Consider the following 16,768-nt stretch of genomic DNA (forward strand, 5'->3'; position numbering starts at 1 on the left):
TGATGCTGGCGATGGGCAGCGTGCTGCTGGTCAGTTCGGCGCAATTGGGCATGCGCTGGAGCATGACCCGCCTGCCGACACCGGCCCAGTGGCTGGACCTGCCGGGGCTGGGCGATCTTTCCATCGCCGCACTGGCGGTGATCGGCGCCTCGATCGGCGCCTACGCCCTGTCCATGCTGCTCTGGCTGCTGGCCTTGCGCGACCTGCCACTGAGTCGCGCCTATTCACTGCTGAGCATCAGCTATGCGCTGGTGTATGCACTGGCGGCCACGCTGCCACTTTTTCAGGAGACGTTCACGGCCTCGAAAACCGTGGGTGTCGCGTTAATCGTGATGGGTGTCTTGACCATCAACCTTCGGCGTACTGCCCGTATCCCTTATCAGGATCTCCATCATGAAAATCAGCGTTTTCGGTAGCGGATATGTAGGACTGGTGCAAGCGACCGTGCTTGCAGAGGTCGGTCACGACGTAGTCTGCATGGACATCGACCAGGCCAAGGTCGAGCAATTGAGCAAGGGCCATGTGCACATTTTCGAGCCCGGGCTGGCCGGCCTTGTGCGTGAAAATCTGGACCACAAGCGCCTGCACTTCACCAGCGACGAGCAGTTTGCGGTGGAACATGCCGAGGTGCTGTTCATCGCCGTCGGCACGCCGTCCAGAGACGACGGCTCAGCCGACCTGAGCGGCTTCTTTGCCGTGGGCGACGCGATTGCCCGTCACCGCAGCGCGCCGTTGATCGTGGTCGAGAAGTCCACCGTGCCGGTCGGCAGCGGCGATGCTCTGCGTGCCCACATCGACAAGGCCCTGCGCCAGAGCGGCCGGCTGTTGCAGTTCGACGTGGTGTCCAACCCCGAGTTTCTCAAGGAAGGTTCGGCGGTCAACGACTGCCGACGCCCGGACCGCATCGTCATCGGCTGCGACAACGATGGCGTGCGCAAGGTGATGCGCGAGTTGTACGCCCCGTTCAACCGCAACCATGACCGCATCATGTTCATGGACCTGCGCAGCGCCGAGCTGACCAAGTACGCGGCCAACTGCATGCTGGCGACCAAGATCAGCTTCATCAACCAGATCGCCGAACTGGCCGAACACCTGGGTGCCGACGTGGAGTCGGTGCGCCTTGGCATCGGTGCCGACTCACGCATCGGTTACGACTTCATCTACCCCGGCTGCGGTTATGGCGGCTCGTGCTTCGGCAAGGACATTCGTGCGCTGATCCACAGTGCCCGGGAAGCGCACTGCTCCAACGACCTGCTGGCGGTGGTCGAGGCGATCAACGAACGGCAGAAGAACAAGCTGTTCGAGCGGATCAACGCGTTCTATCAGGGCGACCTGCGCGGCAAGACCTTCGCGGTGTGGGGCCTGGCCTTCAAACCCAACACCGATGACATGCGTGATGCCCCCAGCCGGGTGCTGATGGAAGCCCTGTGGGAGGCCGGCGCGAGCGTGCGCGCGTTCGACCCGGAAGCCATGCAGGAAACCCAGCGCATTTACGGCAATCGCCGGGATCTGGTGCTGATGGGTACGCCGGAGTCGGCACTCAACGACGCCGATGCGCTGATCGTCTGCACCGAATGGCAACAGTTCAAGGCCCCGGATTTCGACTTGATCCAGCAGCGTCTGGCGTCGCCGGTGATCTTCGACGGCCGCAACCTGTACGACACCGAACGGCTGGCACAAAGCGGCTTCCACTACTTCCCTATCGGCCGTGGCGAATCCTGCGACCTGCCGATCCCGCAGAAACAATGGTCGTCGCAACCCCCAGTCCAACAGGCCGGCCGTCAGTACGTCTGACGGCTTATCAAAACCGCCAACGTCGGCAAGCGCGCTCCCGCTACGGTTTGCGGTATCCACGAGAATGTCGACAAACACCCACCTTGTAGGAGTGAGCTTGCTCGCGATGGCGTACGTTCAGTCGCATCGATGCCGTCTAATTGAACGCCATCGCGAGCAAGCTCACTCCTACAGTGATTTGGAGCGTCTGCGGGAACTTCGGCAATCACCCGCGCTTGCCCGCGATGGCGGAGGGTCAGCCACCTACGAGACATCAGACAGATCGCAATCGCGGGCAAGCGCGCTCCTACAGGTGCAGCAAGCCCGCATCAAAAATCTTGCACGTTGCTCTTCTGGTCAGCGGTCGCCATGTCGTGGGTGACCAGGTAATACACGCGGTCGCCAATTTTGAAATGGTCGATCACCGCCAGCGGCCACTCGGGTGGTGACAGGCTTTCGATGATCGCGACGCCACCGGCGGTGTCCGCCAGCCAGCGCTTGAGTTCGCTGTCGGAGTTGATCGTGTCAAGCAGGCTGCGGGTGTAGAACACACTGGCGCCGGCCAGCCGTTCGCTGGGTTGGAACAGCACCACGTGCCGCCCCTGCGCCTGCAAGGCATGCACCTTGTCGGTCAGCGGCAGGAACGACAATTGCCGGTCGGCGCGAGGTACCAGCCACATCGCCGCACTCAGGTAGCCGCTGACCAGCAGCACCACTCCTCCTATCAGCAGCACCCTACCGTAGCGCAGCGCAAACGCCGCCAGCGTCGAGTGTTCGCGGCGGGCCTGCAACGCCGCGCACAGCACCACGGCAAATTCCGCTGCAATCACTGCCGCGGCAGGCGCCAGCGACATCAGGTACACCGTGCGTTTGCTCGATGCGAGGCTCAGCAGCAGGAACTGGGCGCCGAGCCACAGGCTGAAGAACAACAGATGGCGGTTGGCAAACAACTGCCGGCGAAAATGCCACAGGCCGACATAGACCAGCAGATTCCAGGGCAGGAAGGCTTCCGGCAATTTGCCCAGGTAATAGTAGAAAGGCTCGTAGTGGCCGGCTTCCTCGAACGAGCCGCTGAAGCGTCCGACGCTGTTGGTCCACAGCACTTCGGTCAACGATTGTGTACCGCCCTGCCCGTACAGAAACACCAGCCAGACCAGCAAGGGGATCAGCGCCAGCAGCGTGAACAGCGCCGGCCGCAGCCAGTCGATGGGCGTCAGCCGCCGCTGGCGCAGGGTGTCACACAGCAACCAGGCGAAAATCACCACGCCCGGCATGGCCAGCCCCAGCACGCCCTTACTCAGCGTCGAGATCACGATCCCGAGGCTAAACAGCAGCCAGGCCGCACGGGCACTGCGCTTCTCTGTAGCCAACTGACTGGCTCGAAAGAACGCCAGCAATGCCATGGTCACGCCCAACGACAACAGCGCATCTTCACCGACCTGTCGCGAATTGCTCCAGAAACCGGCAGTGGTCGCCAGCATGAAGGCAGCGGTCCAGGCCACGCCGGCCGGGCGATCCAGGCGGCGCAGCATGATGTACAGCAGCCACACACTGAACGACCCGGCAAACGCCGAGGCCAGCCTGACAGCCCAGGGCTCGGCACCGAACAGGCGGATCGCCGAGGCGTCGAGCCAGACACTCAACGGAGGCTTCTCCAGAAATGCCTGGCCGTTGAGCATCGGAGTGACCCAGTTATCGCTCAGGTGCATTTCCATGGCGATGCCCGCCACCCGGGGCTCTGTCGAGTCCTGCAGTTGATGATTGCCCAGCGCCACGAAAAACAGCAGGGCAGCCAGCAACAAGAGTGACAGCGCACGGGTCGTCATCGAAAGGAGTACCGAAGGGTAAGAATCAGAAGCCCGACAACCTGTCGGAGTACGCCGAGTTTAAACAGTCGATTGTCGAGAACTTGTTAACGCTTGCATGGCACCCCACGCAGGACGCCATGTTTATTTGCCGCGAAGGGAATAAATAACAGACCGTTTACAACGTTTTAACCAAACTTTCACATCAACTTGTCAAAGGTGGCGGGCGATGCGATTACAGCGTGAAAAACCAATAACGTAACACGCTGAAACAAATTAGCAATCAATAAATTTGACAAACCCTTTAGTTGTTTCTGCCTGTTTGTTTAATCAATGGATGATCAGGCGCAGAAATACCCAGACAGACCGGTCTGTCATCGCTTCCAAAGGAATTGACCCATGCGGATTCACCTCTCGGCGCCTGCGCGCTTCCTGCTACTGGCAACCACCCTCTGGTTCGCCGTGTTTTTTCTGACCCGGGTGTTCCTGTTTGCGACGCATCTGGATGAAGCCGGTGATCAATTCATCGGTACTTTCGTGACAGGCATGTTGCACGACCTGGCATTTCTGTCGTATGCCGCCCTGCCCCTCGGGCTGTATGTGTTTCTTTGCCCGCCTGCACTGTGGCGTCGTCGCGGACATCGCTGGTTTCTGCAGGGCGTGTTGACGCTGAGCATTTTCGTGATGCTGTTTGTCGCGGTGGCCGAATACCTGTTCTGGGACGAATTCGGCGTGCGCTTCAACTTTATCGCGGTGGACTATCTGGTTTATTCCGATGAAGTGCTGAACAACATTCTCGAGTCTTACCCGATCGGCAAACTGATGAGTCTGTTGGCCGTTGTCGCCATTCTGCTGAGCGTGGCGACAGGCCCGGCGGTGGCCGCTGCGGCGCGAGCGCCGATGCCCATGATGGGCAAGCGCTTCGGCAGTCTTGCTGCGTTGGGCGTGCTGGCCGCCATCAGCCTGTTCTGGGTGGATCAGGACCAGCCGCGCGGCCTGGGTGGCAACGCTTACCAGCGGGAACTGGCCAGCAACGGCCCGTACCAGTTCTTCGCCGCGTTCCGCAATAACGAGCTGGACTATCAGCAGTTCTACGCCACCCTGCCCGACGCCGAAGTGGCTGCGCACCTGCGTGCCGAACTGGACGAACCGGGCAACACCCACACCGGCAAAGAGCCGCTGGATATACGCCGCGCCATCGACAATCCGGGCACTGCCCGCACACCCAACATCATTCTGGTCACCATCGAAAGCCTCAGTGCCAAGTACCTGGGCAGTAACGGCGACACGCGCAACCTGACCCCCAACCTCGACGACTTGCGCAAGCAAAGCCTGTACTTCAACAATTTCTACGCCACCGGCACCCGCACCGACCGCGGCCTGGAAGCGATCACACTGTCCATCCCGCCAACGCCCGGGCGCTCCATCGTCAAGCGCGTCGGCCGGGAAAGCGGTTATGCCAGCCTGGGCCAACAATTGGCGGCGGTGGGCTACGACAGCGTTTTCGTCTACGGCGGCCGTGGCTATTTCGACAACATGAACGCCTTCTTCAGCGGCAATGGTTATCGCGTGGTCGACCAGAGCAGCGTCAAAGAAGAAGACATTCAATTCAAGAACGCCTGGGGCATGGCCGACGAAGACCTCTATCGACAGGCTCTGCGCCTGGCCGATGCCGACTTTGCGAGCAAAAAACCGTTCCTGCTGCAGTTGATGACCACCTCCAACCACCGCCCTTATACCTTCCCCGACGGTCGCATCGACATCCCGTCAGGCAATGGCCGTGACGGCGCAGTGAAGTACACCGATTACGCCATCGGCCAGTTTCTGCAGGAAGCGCGCAAGAAGCCCTGGTTCGACAACACGATTTTTGTCTTTGTCGCCGACCACACCGCCGGCAGCGCGGGCAAAGAGGACCTGCCGATCAACAACTATGCGATTCCACTGTTCATCTATGCGCCGAAGTTGCTGGCGCCTGCGGAGATCTCGCAACTGGCCAGCCAGATCGATCTGGCACCGACCCTGCTGGGGCTGTTGAATCTGGATTATTCGTCGACCTTCTTCGGCCGCAACCTGTTCCTCGACAGCAAGCTGCCGCCGCGTGTGTTGGTCGGCAACTACCAGCACCTGGGCCTGTTCGACGGCAAGGATCTGGCCATCCTCAGCCCACGCAAAGGCCTGCGTCGGCATGACAATGCCCTGAGTGACAGCGTCGAGAGCCAGGCCGGCAACGACGACCCGTTGATCGCGAGGGCGATCACCTACTACCAAAGCGCGAGCTACGGCTTCAAACAGCGCCTGCTCGGCTGGGAGCCTGCCCAAGGGCAACGCTGACAGCCCATCGAGGGCATCTCGCACTTTTCGAGATGCCCTCAGTTTCTCCTAAGTTTCGCTGCGTACCTTCTCTCTGGCGCCACTCGCAGCGCTGTCATGGAGAAGCGACCCTTATGAATCCGACCACAGCCGGCTGGCTGAACAAAGTACCCGACGTCACGCTGTCGTTCTGGGTGATCAAGATCCTGTCCACCACCGTGGGTGAAACGGGCGCCGACTTTCTCGCGGTCGACGCCGGCCTCGGCGCCGGTGTGACCACCCTCGGCATGGCGGCACTGCTCGCCATCGCGCTGTTCGCCCAGCTTCGCACCCGTGTCTGCACACCCTGGATCTACTGGCTGACGGTGGTGCTGGTGAGCATCGTCGGCACGCAGATCACCGATGTGCTCACCGACATGCTGGATGTCAGCCTGTACGCCAGTACGGCGGTGTTCTCGATTCTGCTGGCGATCAACTTCCTGGTCTGGTATCGCGCCGAGCGCAGCCTGTCCATCCAGGCCATCAACACGCCCCGGCGTGAATGGTTCTACTGGGCCACGGTGCTGTGCACCTTCGCCCTCGGCACGGCGGCCGGTGATCTTGCCACCGAAGCACTGGGGCTGGGGTTCTCCCTCGGCGCCGTGATCTTCGCCGCGCTGCTCGCCGTGACCTTCATCGCCTGGCGCATGGGCGGCAATGCGGTGCTGACCTTCTGGGTCGCCTACATCCTGACCCGTCCGTTCGGCGCCTCGCTGGGCGATCTGCTGACCCAGGCGAAAACCTACGGTGGCCTGGGCATGGGCGCCGCCTGGACCAGCGCGATCTTCCTCTGCGTCATCCTGATGCTCGTCGCCGTCGCCCAGGTCAACGCCAGCCATCGCCAACACATGCCGTCCTGATCACCTCAATTCAATGCCCTTAACGGAGTTCACCATGCGTTACCTCAGAAATGCAGTTCGTCACATCGCCATCGTTTCTTCCATTTTTCTGTTGAGCGTTGCGGCCGGCTGCTCCAAACCCGCCGACAAACCCAAGCCCGCCACGGACAGTTCCGTCGCACAAAGCGGCGCCAGCCAGACTGCACCGTCGAAGCTGGGCGACCTGTCGGCGTTCCGTACCATCGCCGAGGACGTGACCGGCCTTGTGGCCCACAACGACCTGCCTGGCGCGAAGGCCCGGATCAAGGATCTGGAGTCGACATGGGACGCCGCCGAAGCCGGCATCAAGCCACGCGCTGCCAGCGACTGGCACGTGCTGGACAAAGCCATCGACCGGGCCCTCTCGGCGCTGCGCGCCAGCACCCCGAATCAACAGGTCTGCGCCTCGGCCATGGATGATCTGCTCAAGGCATTCGATACCCTGCAAGGCAAGAAATGACCGACTACCGTGTCAGCCACTGATGCCCCATGATTCACCCTGCGCCCTCCTCTGGAGGGCGTTCGCCATTGGCCCGGAGAAGTGTCGTGCGAATACTGCTTGTCGAAGACGATCCGATGATCGGAGAAGCCATCCAGGGCGCGCTGAGCGATGCCAGCTACGCCGCCGACTGGCTCAAGGACGGCCTGCTGGCCCTGGCCGCGCTGGACAGCCAGCACTACGATCTGGTCCTGCTCGACCTTGGTTTGCCCGGCAAGGACGGGCATGCCGTGCTGGCCTCCATTCGTGCCCGCGACAACCCGGTGCCGCTGCTGATCATCACCGCCCGCGACAGCCTGGATGACCGTCTGCGCGGGCTGGACGGCGGCGCCGACGACTATGTGCTCAAGCCCTTCGATATGGCCGAACTGCTGGCGCGCATACGTGCAGTCCTGCGGCGCAAGGGCGGCAGCGCCCAACCCTTGCTGGGCAACGGTGTGGTCACCCTCGATCCGGGCAGCAAGCAGGCCGGGACCCGGGACAACCCGGGCGTTCAATTGTCCGGTCGCGAGTTTGCGCTGTTGCAGGCCTTGCTGATCCGACCGGGCGCCATCCTGTCGCGCGCCGAACTGGAAGATCGCATTTATGGCTGGGGCCATGAAGTGGAAAGCAACGCAGTGGAATTCTTGATCCATTCGCTGCGTCGCAAGCTGGGCAGCGAGGTGATCAGAAACGTCAGAGGTGTGGGATGGATGGTTTCAAAAAACGTTTGAATGAGTCGGTACAACTGCGCTTGTCCGTCGCCCTGTCGCTGGCGATCCTCACGGTGGCGGTGGCTGCCGGGGTGTTCGCCTTCGTGTCGGCGTTCGATGAAGCCCACGAAATGCAGGACGATACGTTGCGTCAGGTCGCCGCCCTGTTCGAGCGTCAGCAGATGACCCTGCAATACCCGCAAGACACCGCGGTGGAAGGCGACGACGAAGAGTCGAGGGTCATCGTGCAATACCTGGCCGATGGCGCCAGAGCCCGCCCTGACGGCGACGCCGGCACGCCTTTACCGTTACCGACCACGCTGGCCGACGGCATCCGCACCCTGGACGTGGCGGGCGAGCCGTTTCGGGTATTGGTCAAGACCACCGCCCGTGGCGAACGCATCGCCGTGGCCCAGGAAACCGGCGAACGGGACAAGGGCGCCCGGGAAAGTGCCTGGCGCAGCCTGCTGCCGTTTCTGATCCTGTTTCCGATCCTGCCGATCGTGGTCGCCGATCTGGTGCGCAAGCTGTTCCGGCCCATTGCCCTGCTGTCCGCTGAAATCCACCAGCGCGATGAGCAGGCACTGCACCCGCTGGAAGAGCGCCAGGTGCCGACGGAAATCCGCCCGTTCGTGCGCGCGATCAACCAGTTGCTGGGGCGTGTGCGGCAGACGCTGGACACCCAGAGCCGCTTCGTTGCCGATGCCGCCCATGAACTGCGCTCACCGTTGACCGCCCTGTCGTTGCAGGCGGAACGTCTGGCGGCTGTACCCATGTCGGCACCCGCCGAAGAACGCCTGCGATCCCTGCGCTCAGGCATCGAACGTGGACGCAACCTGGTCGAGCAACTGCTGGCGCTGGCCAGGGCGCAGTCGGATCCGGGCCAGCCACCACCGGCCGTGTCCGTTCAGGGTGCCTACCGCCGGGTGCTGGAAGACCTGCTGGCGCTGGCCGAAGCGAGGCAGATCGATGTCGGTGTGGTCAGTGATCACGATGTGCAGGTGCTGATGCATGAGATCGACCTGCTGACCCTGATCCGCAACCTGACCGACAATGCGATCCGCTACACCCCCTCGGGCGGCACGGTCGACCTGTCGGTGGACCTGCACGACGGCATGGCGCGGTTGCAGATCAAGGATTCCGGGCCGGGCATCGCGCAGGAGGAACAGCAGCGTGTGTTCGACGCCTTCTACAGAGGCCTGGGCAGCGAGCAGCCTGGCTCCGGCCTCGGCTTGTCGATTGTCGGGGCCATCGTCAGACGGACCGGTGCGACCCTGCGCCTGGGCTTTACCGATGAGCAACGGCAAACCGGTCTGTGCGTTTCGGTGTGGCTGCCGCTTGCGGGGAACTGAACAGCGCCGCAAGCAAGCGCATCAGCGCTTGGCGATCTGTTTCCAGCTTTCAGGATTCAGTTTCCCCAGAATCCTCAAGTGCCCCTGGGCGTCGGGCGCGATGAACAAGGCGCTGTCGTATTCGCTCATGTCGGAGTGCGGGTAGCCCTGCTGTTTTTCCAGCTGGCCGATGCAGCCGCTGTGGGTGACCAGAACCAGGTTGTGGTGGCTGGTCTTGTGCGCCGCTATCTGGTTCATGTCGAATTTTTCGCAGTCATACAGCCAGTCCTGAGTCTGCACCGCATGGCCGAACATATAGAACGCAGTCTGCGCGGTACGGGTCGCGGGGCTTGTGATGACATCGGTCTGTTCCAGGCCGAGCGCACCGAGCGAGGAGCCGACGTCGGCCGACACACGACTGCCGTACTGGGTGATGCCGTCCGCCGGGCCGAGGCACTGGTTCGATGAGCGATCGCAGCGTTCGGCGTGGCGAACCACCACGATGACGTCACCGGCGCTCCAGCGTGCATAAAGGCCTGCCGAGTCCATGGCGTCTCCGCGGCTCAGGTCGACCGGCGAACGCGGCCAGAACATGTAACCGGTGGTCAGGACCAACAACAACAGGATCATGAAAACCATCAGCATTTTCCGCGCCCGGGGCGTGGAAAATAGCGAGTGCAAGAGGTCAGTCTTGAACGCGGATGACGATATCGTTTTCACAATCAGGCTCCATTAATTGTCGGCCAATCAGCGAAAGGCGAGGTCCATGACAATCAAGTTATATCCATGCACTCTAGAGACAGACTCGTTGCGACTCGGTCAATGAATTGTGAATTTTGTGTTGAATCGACTGCAGGCTTTTTTCTTTTTAACTGCAACGTATTCCGGTAACAATTTAAAGATAGAGCAAATGTGAAAAGTCTTTTCACATTTGTTTCACCTTCGGTTGACGAAACCCTCCGTAAGTTGCCGGCTATCACCGGGCAATGCCCTCGTTTTTTACGCCAGCCGCGACGGAACTCATAACGTGCACGCCGATAAAACCAGATTCTTTTTGTGGAACCTTGGCCTACCGATTGCCATCGCGCTGGCAACGTTTCTGGTCTTTGACATGACGTCTCTGGACAAGGTGATCAGCGACTGGCTGTACTACCCCAAGCAGGTCTTTCCGTTCGCCCATGACCGTTTTTTCGAGAACCTGACCCACCGCTGGCCCCGCGTCATCCCCGACTGGACCGGTGAACTGGCAGTCATTGGCTCGGTGTTGTCACTGCTCTGGCCGTTGCTCAAACCCGGCCGCAACGACCGCCTGATCGCAACCCTGGAAACAGTGCGGCTGGCGCCGGTTCTGCGCTTTACCGCGCAACATCGCCGCGACTTCCTGTTCATTGTCGTCGCGTTCGCCATCACTACCGGCATGATCCACTTCTTCAAAAGCCATACCAGCATTTATTGCCCGGTCGAAACGACCCTGTACGGCGGCACCATGGAGAAGAAGGAATGGTTTGAAAACTTCAGCCTGTTCCATGAAGCCGGTGCCGGCCGCTGCTGGCCGGGCGGCCATGCTTCCAGCGGCTTTACCGTGCTGGCCCTGTACTTCATCGCGCGGCGTTATCGCTGGCGTCATGCCAAGGCGATTCTGTACGCATCGCTGGTGCTGGGTTCGATCTACGGCACCACCCGCGTCATTCAGGGCTGGCATTTCATGTCCCACACTTTCTGGGCGGGCGTGATTGTCTGGCTCAGTGCGCTGGGTACGGCATTGGCGTTCTACGGCTGGCGTCAACTGGCGCAACCACCCCGTCCGGCAGGCCCGGCGGTCAAACCGGTCAGCGCCTCGACACCGTCCCGGGCGCTCTGACGCCACTGCGTACGAAGGGTCGCCCCAAGGCGACCCTTTGCCAGGTACAGTTTTTGTTCTTTTCGCCCGTCTCCCCTCATAGCCTTCCTGCATCGTTCCAGCCCCCGAACGAAAGTTGTCCTCCCGATCAAGTTGTGTTTAATACGCCTCGGCTGTCGAATAACTGTGGCGTGTTTCAATGAGTTGTCTTCCTTGTTGTACATCGTTTAATTAAACAAGGCCGATAATTTGACGCAACTTTGAAAGCCTTCGTCATCGTCGTTCAATAGAGCCGTCATATTCATGACCGGTACAGCGCGACAGCCATCAACATGCAGCCAACATCGGTATTTGACGCCTCCCCTGTCGCCTGCTAAACCCTGTCAGGCACAAAAAACCAAGACAAGCCTCTCAAGCGTCCGGTGGCGGTTATTCCGTTTTGTATCACCGCGCTGACACTTGAGCGCGTCCGCAGGAATGCGGGCGTGAGTCTTGTTGTGCCCGCCTTATTAACTTTGGTTTTAGTGCGAAAGTCGGCGAGCGAAAGCCAGGCAAGGCAAAAACAGGCGAGGAAGCGGAGTTTACGTGTTGTAAATGAGCATTCCGAGCCTGTTTTTAACGCAGCCTGGCTGAGCGCAGCCACTTTTCGTGCAAAACCTGCACTTGGTCAAGGAACAGACATATGAAAAGTGTGACGCTTTTGCGCGGATCATTCTGGCGCAGTGTATTCAATCGGCCCGGTCTGTCATCGGGCCGACAGCTTGTTATCGGCTTTTTACTTTCAGGGTTGTTGTCAGTGGCCGGTCCGCTGTATGCCGCCACCGATGCCGGCGGTTACTCCCCGGATCTGCCGTTGCCGTTGAGCCCGGTGATTCCTTCGGATGTCGACCCGGCACTGATCAACGCGCTGAACAAGAAAGGCGAATTCGCGAAAACCCAGCGAGTGTTTGACGTGTATTCCTGGCAGCAGTTTCTGGCGATCAACTGGCCGACCGGCGAACAGGGCAAACCGGCACCGAAACTCACCGACACCGGCTTTGGCCCGCCGGCCTGGACCCGTTGGCACGAAGCCTTCGAACTGTTCCGCGCCGACGGCCAACCGCCGCTGCTCAGCGACCCGATGGCGGCCAAACCGGTGCGTCAGGCAGTGACCTCACGCCATGGCATTTCCCTCGGCGCACTGGCGACCACCGACCGCAGCAAGCGGGTGCTGTCGATCGTCAGTGCGACCAAGGCGCTGACGGTGCTGGACGAAACCACCCAGGCGTTCACTCACCCGTTATGGGACCAGCACGGCAACCTGGCCTATTACGAAATCCTGATGAACGACACCGAGACCCAGTACATCGTCAAGAATGAGCTGTACAACTTCGACGGGCAGATCGCCTTCGCCGCCAACCACAACTCGCTGAACATGCCGGCCGGGCTGTTCAATCACCCTGAGCAGCCGGGCTCCATCGAGATCAAGCTGGCGTGGAAAATCCTCGACGAAACAGCCGGCGACGTTGCGCAGCGCTACTTCACTACCACCGCCACGGTGCTCAAGGACGACGGCGGCAAGGGCTGGCGCGACGTGAAAGTCGGCCTGGTCGGCATGCACATCGCGCACAAGACCGGCACCTCGCCGCAATGGACCTGGTCGACCTTCGAACACGTCGACAACCTGCAAGTGAACCCGCTGGACACGGCTGACGTGAATGGCAAGTCGCAGCCCTTGCAACCCTCGTTCAACAACCCGGACTGCCCGACCTGCCTGGTCAACACCTATCCGCCGACCAAGGACGCCGCCAGCGGCCAGTTGCGCACCCAGGTCACTCGGGTAGTGCCGATCCCGCTGGACACTCAGCAACTCAACCGCGACGTGCAGGCGCAACTGCACGAGATGGGTTCGGTGTGGCAGTACTACCAGTTGATCGGCACTCAGTGGCCGACCGACCCGAGTGCGCCGCCGACCACGCCGGGCCCGAACACATTGCCTGACAGCGTCGACAACAAGCCCGGTGGCAGACCGACGCCGGTGTACCTGGCCAACTCGATCATGGAGACCTATTTCCAGCTGGGCAATCAGCCGGTAGGCACCGAAGAACAAGGCGCGCCAGCGGTGACCGATCAGATCTTCGCCACCGAAAGCTGCATGGGTTGCCACTATTCGGCAGGCATCGCCAGCGCGTTCACCATCAGCCCGAGCGGGGTCAAGACGGCCCTGTTCAACGGCCCCAGCAGTTCGGACTTCAGCTGGATGTTCCAGCAACTGGCGCATTTCCGTACCACCGACAAGACCGAACCGGCGAAAAAGCCCGCCCCTTGATGACCCGAACCCGGCGCCGAGGCACGCCTCGGCCCTGCATTCCACGGAGGAAGTTGAACATGAGCATGAGCATGAATCGCACCCCGAGCCAGAAAGCCTACATGAGCGCCCACGGCGCCCGCGATTATCAGCAGACCGATCCGGCGGGCAGCTATCAGTTCGTCACCCCGAACAATTTCACCCCGAACCTGGGCCACTGGACGGCCTTCGGCAATGTCAGCAGCGTCAGCCAGAGCGGCAACGTGTTTCTGCTCACGGCGCAGCACAACAACGTCAGCCTGCAACTGTCGTTTCTGTCCGACACCTGCCTGCGGGTGCGTTTCAACCCGGCGGCCAACGCCCGCTACGACAGCGACAAATCCTATGCCGTGGTCAATCGCGAGCTGGGCGAGGTGTCGCTGAACGTGCTGCAGAACGATCAATCGGTGTTGCTGGTCGACACCGGCTACATGCAGGTGCGGGTCAATCTGCAACCCTATGCGCTGCAAGTGTTCCGCCATGAAAACGGCGGCCTGCAACTGATCCACAGCGACACCACCGACAGTAATCAGTATTACAACCTGGTCTACATTCCCGGCCAGGAAGTGGTCGCCAACTTCAAGCAGACCCCAAACAACGCGTACTACTTCGGCTTTGGCGAAAAGGCCGGCAACCAACTGGCGAAGAACGGCTTTACCCTGACCCAGTTCAACTTCGACAACTTCGAATACGACTCCGGGCCCCTGCCCGGTTATGAACAGGGCGGGCCGCTCAACCCCAGCGAGCCGCTGTATTGCTCGGTGCCGCTGCTGATCGAGAACAACCCCAGCCCGCAAGGCGCCAACGCCGGCCCGGCGTACAGCTACGGGGTGTTTTTCGACAACCCTTCGCAGTCGTATTTCAACGTCGGCGCCAACGACTACTCCAACATGGACGGCATGTACTATTTCGGCGCGCTGTATGGCGAGCTGGATTACTACTTCATGCTCGGCGGCCAGGCGGCCGATGTCGTCAACCAGTACACCCAACTGACCGGGCGCCCGGCCTTCGTGCCCAAGTACGTACTGGGCTATCACCAGGGCTGCTACGGCTATTTCGATCAGGCCAAACTGACCGGCGCCGCCGATGCCTACCGCAACGCCGGCATTCCCATCGACGGCCTGCACATCGACATCGACCTGCAGGACAACTACCGCACCTTCACCAGCAGCCAGGCCAAATTCCCGCAAATCGATGCGATGTTTTCCAGCCTGAAAAGCAACGGCTTCAAGTGCAGCACCAACATCACCGCGATGATCACCAACAACCCCCTCGACGAAAGCGGCAACGAGGCGGCCTACTCGACCCGCGATGAAGGCGTCGCCAAGGGTTATTTCATCAAGAACGTGCGGGCCGGGCTGCCCACTGACGGCTCGTTGTTCGTCGGTGAAGAAAACTACGGCGTGAACTACGGCAGCAACCCCTACAGCTACCCGCCACTGAAACCGGTCAACGGCCAGACGCAGCTGGGCTCCGGCGGCTACTACCCGGATCTGGGCCGCCCTGAAGTCGCGACCTGGTGGGGCCAGCAGTATCAGTACCTGCTGTCGTCGGGGCTGGAGATGATCTGGCAGGACATGACCGACCCGGCCATCTACGCCTATTACGACACCCCGCAGATGCAGCAAGCGGCCAACGACTCACCCGACCCGAGCCCGGCCTACGGCGAAGCACCGCCACCCGGCGAGGTGCGCGTGTTGTCCCCGTGGAAGACCGCACCGCTGGACCTGATGGTCACCAGTTTCGGCGAAAGCGTGCCCCACGCGACGGTACACAACGCCTTCGCCCTGCTGCTCAGCCAGGCCACGTACAACGGCATCAACCAACTGCGTCCTCAGCAGCGCAATTTCATCATCGCCCGTGGTGGCTACGCCGGGCTGCAACGCTATGCGGCGCTGTGGACCGGCGACTCGGCGTCGAGCTGGGACTTCCTTCAGGTCAACCTGCCGCAGGTGCTCAACATCGGGCTGTCCGGCATTCCGCTGTCCGGCTGCGACATCGGCGGTTTCGGCCCGGGTAGCGGCAGCGTTGGCGAAAGCATGGTGACCAACTACGAGCTGCTGACCCGCTGGATGCAACTCGGCTCGTTCCTGCCGTGGTATCGCAACCACTACGACGGTTACGTCAAGCAGTTCCAGGAACCCTATGCCTATGAAGAGCCGGTGCCGAGCAACTGCCGCAAATACGTCGAGCTGCGCTACCGGATGATGCAGATCTATTACGACGCGCTGTACCAGTCGACTCAGACCGGCATGCCGATCGCGCGGGCGCTGTTCCTCAACGAAACCACGGACCCGGCGATCTACAACCACCTCAACGACCAGTTCTTCGTCGGTCGCGACATTCTGGTGGCGCCGATCCTCAACCCTCATGAAACCGCCAGCCCGCCCACCTCGCCGACCCGCGACATCTACCTGCCAGCCGGTTCGCAGTGGTACGCCTTCATGGATGACGACTATCCGCTGGGCAGCGTGATCGACGGCGGCACGCTGGTCACCGGCTATTACGCCGGGCTCGACCAGGTGCCGCTGTACATTCGCGCCGGGGCTATCCTGCCGATGCGCCAGCTGGAGCAATGGGTCGGGCAACTGGCGGTCAACCCGCTGACGTTCAATATCTACCCGGGCCAGGACTCCAGCTACACGCTGTATCTGGACGATGGCATCAGCACCCAATACGCCACGCAGAAGGCCTATCGCCTGACGGAGATCAGCCACACCGGCATCGACAATGGCCAGAACATCCGCATCCAGCGTGTGTTCGATCAGTACACCCCGGCCGAGCCGTTCTACTACGTGTCGCTGCTCGGCGCTGAAGAGCCGCAATCGGTGAGCCTGGGCAACATCGCGCTGAACAACGTCGGCAACCCCGATGCCCTGGCGGCCTCCAGCGTCAACGCGTACTACTACAACAGCTCGATCAAACAGGTGTACGCGAAGGTGTTTGATACCCAGGCGGATGTCACGTTGCAGCTGTTGTTCCCGTAACGGCGTGGTGGGCTGACAAGCCGGGTAGATGAGCATTGTGGGAGGGAGTTCTGCTCGCGATGGCGTTGGGTCAGTCGATGCATGATTGGCTGGAATGACGCCTTCGCGAGCAGAGCTCCCTCCCACAGGTTTTTGGTCATCCGACTGATCTTGGCAAACCGTACTACCCCTGTAGGAGCCGGCTTGCTGGCGAATGCTGCAGGTCAGATACCTCGGCAGTGTCTGACACACCGCTTTCGCGAGCAGGGCTCCCTCCCACAGGTTTTTGGTCATCCGACTGATCTTGGC

General features: G+C 61.1%; 12 protein-coding genes. 10 read left to right on the forward strand and 2 right to left on the reverse strand.

The window, feature by feature from the left end; genetic code table 11:
• Positions 1–11 precede the first annotated feature (11 nt).
• Complete coding sequence (gene arnF / locus ACIPL0_RS07755) at positions 12–416, forward strand: 4-amino-4-deoxy-L-arabinose-phosphoundecaprenol flippase subunit ArnF (RefSeq protein WP_400596032.1); 405 nt, start codon at positions 12–14, stop codon at positions 414–416.
• The gene (locus ACIPL0_RS07760; RefSeq protein ID WP_400595407.1) at positions 394–1,794 is read left to right on the forward strand and encodes a UDP-glucose dehydrogenase family protein; all 1,401 of its coding nucleotides are present in this window, start codon (positions 394–396) and stop codon (positions 1,792–1,794) included. The genes arnF and ACIPL0_RS07760 overlap by 23 nt, the downstream gene beginning before the upstream one ends.
• Positions 1,795–2,102: 308 nt before the next feature.
• Here ACIPL0_RS07760 and ACIPL0_RS07765 read toward each other — a convergent pair whose 3' ends face one another.
• Complete coding sequence (locus ACIPL0_RS07765) at positions 2,103–3,599, reverse strand: ArnT family glycosyltransferase (RefSeq protein WP_400595405.1); 1,497 nt, start codon at positions 3,597–3,599, stop codon at positions 2,103–2,105.
• A gap of 378 nt (positions 3,600–3,977) precedes the next feature.
• Here ACIPL0_RS07765 and ACIPL0_RS07770 point away from each other — a divergent pair, with 378 nt between their 5' ends.
• The 5 genes from ACIPL0_RS07770 to ACIPL0_RS07790 all read left to right on the forward strand — a co-directional run bounded on the left by ACIPL0_RS07770 (position 3,978) and on the right by ACIPL0_RS07790 (position 9,348).
• Positions 3,978–5,909 carry an LTA synthase family protein gene (locus ACIPL0_RS07770; RefSeq protein WP_400595403.1) on the forward strand — a complete coding sequence of 644 codons (1,932 nt, stop codon included), beginning with the start codon at positions 3,978–3,980 and terminating at the stop codon, positions 5,907–5,909.
• Positions 5,910–6,022: 113 nt separating this feature from the next.
• Positions 6,023–6,787 (forward strand): hypothetical protein, encoded by a 765-nt coding sequence (locus ACIPL0_RS07775; protein WP_400595401.1) that lies wholly within the window; start codon positions 6,023–6,025, stop codon positions 6,785–6,787.
• Positions 6,788–6,821: 34 nt separating this feature from the next.
• Positions 6,822–7,265 (forward strand): hypothetical protein, encoded by a 444-nt coding sequence (locus ACIPL0_RS07780; RefSeq protein ID WP_400595399.1) that lies wholly within the window; start codon positions 6,822–6,824, stop codon positions 7,263–7,265.
• 86 nt (positions 7,266–7,351) lie between these two features.
• A complete protein-coding gene (locus ACIPL0_RS07785; RefSeq protein ID WP_400595397.1) occupies positions 7,352–8,017 on the forward strand; it encodes a response regulator in 666 nt (221 codons plus the stop codon).
• Positions 7,993–9,348: an ATP-binding protein gene (locus ACIPL0_RS07790; protein ID WP_400595395.1), complete on the forward strand. Its 1,356-nt coding sequence runs from the start codon at positions 7,993–7,995 to the stop codon at positions 9,346–9,348. Before ACIPL0_RS07785 ends, ACIPL0_RS07790 begins: the two co-directional genes overlap by 25 nt.
• Positions 9,349–9,369: 21 nt before the next feature.
• Here ACIPL0_RS07790 and ACIPL0_RS07795 read toward each other — a convergent pair whose 3' ends face one another.
• On the reverse strand, positions 9,370–9,966 hold the full coding sequence (locus ACIPL0_RS07795) for a histidine phosphatase family protein (protein ID WP_400595394.1): 597 nt from the start codon (positions 9,964–9,966) through the stop codon (positions 9,370–9,372).
• A 388-nt stretch (positions 9,967–10,354) separates the two neighbouring features.
• Between ACIPL0_RS07795 and ACIPL0_RS07800 the strand changes: the two genes are divergently transcribed.
• The 3 genes from ACIPL0_RS07800 to ACIPL0_RS07810 all read left to right on the forward strand — a co-directional run bounded on the left by ACIPL0_RS07800 (position 10,355) and on the right by ACIPL0_RS07810 (position 16,480).
• The gene (locus tag ACIPL0_RS07800) at positions 10,355–11,188 is read left to right on the forward strand and encodes a phosphatase PAP2 family protein (RefSeq protein WP_400595392.1); all 834 of its coding nucleotides are present in this window, start codon (positions 10,355–10,357) and stop codon (positions 11,186–11,188) included.
• A gap of 775 nt (positions 11,189–11,963) precedes the next feature.
• A complete protein-coding gene (locus ACIPL0_RS07805) occupies positions 11,964–13,475 on the forward strand; it encodes a hypothetical protein (RefSeq protein WP_400595390.1) in 1,512 nt (503 codons plus the stop codon).
• A gap of 71 nt (positions 13,476–13,546) precedes the next feature.
• Complete coding sequence (locus tag ACIPL0_RS07810; protein ID WP_400595388.1) at positions 13,547–16,480, forward strand: TIM-barrel domain-containing protein; 2,934 nt, start codon at positions 13,547–13,549, stop codon at positions 16,478–16,480.
• The last annotated feature ends 288 nt before the right edge of the window (positions 16,481–16,768 follow it).

The organism is Pseudomonas sp. NPDC090208, assembly GCF_044746785.1.
Lineage (GTDB): Bacteria > Pseudomonadota > Gammaproteobacteria > Pseudomonadales > Pseudomonadaceae > Aquipseudomonas.